This window comes from Protofrankia symbiont of Coriaria myrtifolia (genome assembly GCF_900634755.1).
Taxonomy (GTDB): domain Bacteria; phylum Actinomycetota; class Actinomycetes; order Frankiales; family Frankiaceae; genus Protofrankia; species Protofrankia coriariae.
This window is the reverse complement of record NZ_CAAAFS010000156.1, coordinates 1-4685: the sequence shown is the minus strand read 5'-3', so window position 1 is coordinate 4685 and position 4685 is coordinate 1. Positions and strand designations below refer to the sequence as shown.

The following is a 4685-nucleotide window of genomic DNA, read 5'->3' as shown; positions in this document are numbered from 1 at the left end:
TCTACTAGTTCCCCGACCTGCTGATCCTGCGTGGCATCAACGTCCCAAGCTGGTCACTGAGCGTAGAACTGATCTTCTATCTCTCCTTCCCCCTGCTGTACTTCGGGATCACCCGCGTCAGACCGGAACGGCTGTGGTGGCTGTTCGGCGGTCTCGCGCTGGGAACCCTGGCCATCGGTGTCATCGCGCACACCGCGCTGCCCGGGCAGCCGCGGCTGCCGCTGCCGGGGATGCACATGTCGCTGTGGCAGAACTGGCTGGTCTACCCGTTCCCGCCATCGCGCCTGCTGGAGTTCAGCATCGGTATCGTCACCGCCCGGATCGTGCTCACCGGCCGGTGGATCAGGCTCAGCCTGCCCGTCGCGGGGCTGCTGCTGGCCGCCACGCTGACGCTCCAGCTGCTGATCCCGGTGACCGCGCTCACGACGGTCGCGCCCACGGTGGCGCCCACCGCGCTGGTGATCGCGGCCGCCGCGACCGCGGACCGGTCCGGCCGTGGCACGATCTTCGCCAACCGCGTCTGGACATGGCTGGGGGAGGTCTCCTTCGCCCTCTACATCGTGCACTACCCCACGTTGTACTTCCTGCAGGAGAGCATCGGCTTCGGCTCCGGCCACTCCGCCACCACGTCCTTCCCGATCTCCGCCCTGCTCCTGCTTCCCGCGCTGGTGGCGTCCTGGCTGCTCTACAGCCTGGTCGAACGTCCCCTGGTAGGCCGGTGGAGCAACCCCCGGTCGGCACGGCCCGACAAAATGCCGGCACAACGGCAGAATCCGGACGCAGCCACCGCGGAAACGGTCGCGGAAAAGCGCAGTGAGGACACACCTCACGTCATCCCCGAATACCGCGGAACCTGATGCCATAGTTTTCGGATGACACTGGAGGAAGCCGCATGACCACTGCTGGGAAAAGCCCCTCCCTGCCCCTGGATCCGGGCAGCGACGGCAGTCCGGCGCCGGAACTGGTCGCCTGGCTGCAGTCCAAGGAACTCGCCGAGGTGACGATGCCGAGCGGGCAGACGGCGCTCCTCGGCGTCACCCATGCGGATGCCAAGACGATCCTCTCCGACCCCCGGTTCAGCCGGCAGCTCGCCTATGCGGGCGCGCCGACGTTCTTCCCCGGCGAGGACGCCACCACGGCCGACCCGGACTTCCTGGCGAACATGCCGCCCGAGCGGCACCATCTGGTCCGCCGGCTCGTGTCCGGCTCGTTCACCGTGCGCCGGGTGAACGGCTGGCGCCCCACCGCGCAACGGATCGCCGACGAGCTCGTGGACGAACTGCTCGCCAGCGAGCAGCCCGTGGACTTCGTGGCCAGTTTCGCCTTCCAGTTCCCGATCCGGGTGATCTGCGAGATCATCGGCATCACCGGTGAGGATCAGAAGAGGTTCCGCACCTGGACGACGGCGACCTTCGCCGCCTCCGGCGCGGAGTTCATCGCCTACGTCCAGGACCTGCTCGCACGGCGCCGGGCGGAGCCGGGCAACGACCTCATCGACTCACTGATCGCGGCCCGCGACGGCGCGGACAGGCTCACCGAGCCGGAGCTCATCCGCATGGTGCTGGCGATGATCGTCGCCGGCCACGAGACCACCGCGTCCGCGATCGCCCGAGGTGTGCTGACGCTGCTGCGCGACCGCCGCCGCTACGAACGGCTGATCGCCGAACCGGAGCTGATCCCCTCCGTCGTGGAGGAGATCCTGCGGGTGAACCCGCCGATCGAGACGGCGCTGCTGCGGGTCGCCACCGAGGACGTGGAGCTCCCCTCGGGCCGGGTCGAGCGCGGGCAGGCGGTGCTGGCCAGCCTTGCCGGGGCCAACGTGGACTCCGCCGTGTTCGGTGAGCCGGACGAGTTCATCCTCGACCGCGATCCCATCGCCGCCCGCGACCACCTGTCCTTCGGCCACGGCCCGCACTTCTGCCTCGGCGCGGGAGTGGCACGTCTCGAGCTGGAGGTGGCGCTGTCCACCCTGACCACCCGGCTGCCGGGACTGACGCTGGAGCTCGACCCGACGCAGACGCCGAGTGTGAGCGACAACATGGTCCGGACGGTGGCGGAGCTGCCCGTACGGTGGTGAGCACATCGGCGGCGGGGCGGATTCTCCTGTCAGATATGGCCTTGTCAGGTATGGCCTCGGCCTGAGCCGCCGCTGACACTCACGGAGGAAAATCGGTGACGCGTATCCCGGCCGAGTCGGTGGCAGGCACATCGGCTCGGCCGGAGACGGGCACATCAGCTGAGCCGGTGGCGGGTACATCGGTTGAGCCGGTGGAGAGCACAGTAGCCGAACTGCTCGCCAACAGGGGTGCGTCAAGCCGCCTGCCGCTGGCGGAACCGGAACCGCTTCCCGGTACCGCGGCACTGGACATGCGCAATCTGGAAGCGTGTGACCCGGTGTCGGGACTGCGGGTGCCGGTCCGCCGCTATGCGCCCCGCGACCAGACATCCGCGTTGCCGGCGGTGCTCTACATTCATGGTGGCGGCTGGGTGATCGGCAGCATCGACATGGTACATTTTCTGGTCGCGCCGCTGGCCGTCAAGCTGGACGCGGTCGTGATTTCGGTGGGTTACCGGCTCGCGCCCGAGCATCCGTTCCCCGCCGCGTTCGACGACTGCCTTGCCGTCCTTCGCTGGATGGCCGCCGAATCGGCCGAGCTCGGCATCGATCCCGCCCGGATCGCGCTGAGCGGCGTAAGCGCGGGTGGGACGCTGGCCACCGGGGTGGCTCTCGCGGTACGCGACCACGGCGGCCCCGCGATCCGCCTGCTGCACCTGGTCACACCTTCGCTGGACGATCAGGCCGACACCGCCTCGATGCGCAGGCGGTGGGGGCCGCAGCACCTCAGTCCACGGCTGGCACGGGAATGCTGGGCCGCCTATCTGCGTGATGTCGCAGGCAACGTGCCGGCGGTCGCCGCCCCGGCCCGGGCGGATGACCTCGCCGGCCTGCCGCCCACCTTCATCGCGGTCGGTGAGCTCGACGCGGTCCGCGACGAGGCCCTGCTGTTCGCCTTCCGCCTGATCCAGGCCGGCGTCCCGGTCGAGCTGCACCACTATCCGGGCGCCACGCACGGCCTTGGCGGTGATGTCGGGCCGGGCCTGCGTCAGCGGATCACCGAAACCGTGCCGGCCGCCCTTCGAGAAGCGCTCTTCCAGGCCTGACCGCGCACCGGCGGCCCCGGGCCGGGAGAGGCACGGGGCTGTGGCTCAGCTGGCCGTGTCGGCTGTCACCGGGGTGGCCGGGACCGCCTCAACAGCCGCCGGCGCCCTGCCGCGGCCGGGGCCGAACCAGAACCCCAGGGACACCAGGATGCCGATGACCGCCGTCCCGGTGAGCCAGGTGAAGACCCGGGCGAAGTGGTCCACCTCACTGCCGGTGCCCTGGGTGAACGGCAGCAGGAACACGGCGATACCGATCAGGCCGCCGACGGTGAGGGCCACCTGCACGATCCCGGCGGTGACACCGGTGTCCTGCGGGTCGGCGCTGGAGAGGATGACGACGTTGAACGGGACGATGGCCAGGCCGACGCCGATCCCGATGATGATGATCTGTGGCAGTACTGAGGAAGCGTAGCCGGCGCCGTCGTCCACCCGGCTGAGCCAGGCCACGCCGGCCGTGACCACCGCGAGCCCCGCCACACCCCGGGCCTTGAGGCTGATCGAGCTGACCCACTTGGTGATTATCGAGGCGCTGAGCAGGATCGAGATGGCGAAGGGCAGCAGCGCGAGGCCGGTTCGCACCGGGCTCAGATCGAGCACGGCATGCAGGTACTGGGCCAGGAAGAACAGGAAACTGCCCAGCACCGCGGCCAGCAGCGTGAGGTTGAGAAAGCCGCCGAGCCGGTCCCGGTGGGCGAAGATCCGGCCCGGCAGCAGCGGCTCGGGGGAGCGGGAGTCCACCACCGGCAGGAGCGCGAACAGCACGACGGCGGCCACCAGCGGGACGATCGTCCCCGCGTCCCGCCAGCCCGTGTCGGCCGCGTGGACCAGGCTGTACACACCGGCGGTCAGCGCCGCGGTCGCCAGGGCCGCGCTGGGGATGCCCAGCGAACGCTGGCTGCGGACGGCGTCTCGGGTCCCGAGTACGCGCAGGGCGACGATAAAGATCAGCGCGGCTATCGGGACGTTCACCAGGATGCTCCATCGCCAGCTGCCGGCCGAGGTCAGCAGCCCGCCGAACACCATGCCGGAGGCTGAGCCGAGCGCGGTGACGGTGGAGTAGAGGCCGAACGCCCGCTGTCTGCGTTCCCCCTCGGACAGGATGGTCAGCAGCGCCAGCGCGCTGGGGCCGGCCAGCGCCGCCCCGGCTCCCTGCAGCACCCGGCCGACGAGCAGCACCTCGACGTTCTGGGCGAGACCGGCGACCAGCGAGGCGACGGCCACCAGGCCGATGCCGAAGAGGAACACCCGGCGGTAGCCGAACACGTCACCGAGCCGTCCGGTGACGAGGAGCAGCGCACCGAAGGCAAGATAGAACCCGTTGAGAATCCAGGAGCCGGTGGTGATGCTGGCGTCGAAGCGGGCCTGGATCTGCGGCAGCGCCACGTTCATGATCGTGCCGTCCAGCTGCAGCAGGTACTCGGCACCGACGATCGCGGCGAGCACGAGCCCCCACGCCCTGGGCGGACCACCACCCGTCGTGGTCGTGCTGGAACCGGTTTCGGTGCTCACGATGCCTCCTAGTG

General features: G+C 69.8%; 4 protein-coding genes. 3 read left to right on the top strand and 1 reads right to left on the bottom strand.

Features of this window, described 5'->3' with window-relative positions; translation table 11 throughout:
- Nucleotides 1-17 precede the first annotated feature (17 nt).
- The 3 genes from CM1CMNOD_RS08745 to CM1CMNOD_RS08735 all read left to right on the top strand — a co-directional run bounded on the left by CM1CMNOD_RS08745 (nucleotide 18) and on the right by CM1CMNOD_RS08735 (nucleotide 3162).
- Entirely contained in the window at nucleotides 18-857 is an 840-nt protein-coding gene (locus CM1CMNOD_RS08745) for an acyltransferase family protein (RefSeq protein WP_083828215.1), read from the top strand.
- Between the two features lie 35 nt (nucleotides 858-892).
- Entirely contained in the window at nucleotides 893-2077 is a 1185-nt protein-coding gene (locus CM1CMNOD_RS08740; RefSeq protein ID WP_013873312.1) for a cytochrome P450, read from the top strand.
- A 191-nt stretch (nucleotides 2078-2268) separates the two neighbouring features.
- A complete protein-coding gene (locus CM1CMNOD_RS08735; protein WP_085948548.1) occupies nucleotides 2269-3162 on the top strand; it encodes an alpha/beta hydrolase in 894 nt (297 codons plus the stop codon).
- A gap of 45 nt (nucleotides 3163-3207) precedes the next feature.
- Here the strand turns inward: CM1CMNOD_RS08735 and CM1CMNOD_RS08730 are convergent, their stop codons facing one another.
- Nucleotides 3208-4671, bottom strand: a complete 1464-nt coding sequence (locus CM1CMNOD_RS08730; RefSeq protein WP_013873310.1) for an MFS transporter — start codon at nucleotides 4669-4671, stop codon at nucleotides 3208-3210.
- Nucleotides 4672-4685: the final 14 nt, after the last annotated feature.